This window comes from Bacillus sp. SIMBA_005 (assembly GCF_046535585.1).
In the GTDB taxonomy this organism is placed as follows: Bacteria; Bacillota; Bacilli; order Bacillales; family Bacillaceae; genus Bacillus; species Bacillus pumilus.
The window spans coordinates 1-390 of the sequence record NZ_JAWRWI010000074.1 but is presented as its reverse complement, the minus strand read 5'-3'; the positions used below and the strand labels follow the sequence as shown (position 1 = coordinate 390).

Annotated in this window: 1 protein-coding gene; it reads right to left on the bottom strand. The window is 48.7% G+C overall.

Features of this window, described 5'->3' with window-relative positions:
• The coding region (gene upp / locus SB660_RS19155) for a uracil phosphoribosyltransferase (protein WP_410583804.1) at positions 1–390 on the bottom strand (390 nt) is incomplete at both ends.

The window sequence follows — 390 nt, the reverse complement described above, 5'->3', positions numbered from 1 at the left end:
CCTTTTTCATTCAGTTTTTCATCAAGGGCGGCGATATAAATATCAACGTCAGAATGATGTTTCTGCAGCTCTTCCACGCCTTCCGGAGCCGCTACAAGACACATAAAACGAATGTTTCTCGCGCCGCGCTTTTTCAGGCTGTTGATCGCTTCCACCGCAGAGCCTCCCGTAGCAAGCATCGGATCCACGACAATAAATTCGCGTTCTTCTACATCAGAAGGAAGCTTGACATAGTATTCCACCGGTTTTAAGGTTTCCGGATCACGGTATAATCCGACATGTCCCACTTTAGCGGCCGGGATTAATTTCAGCATGCCGTCAACCATTCCGAGACCCGCTCTCAGGATCGGCACGATACCGAGTTTCTTCCCTGAAATCACTTTGGATGTC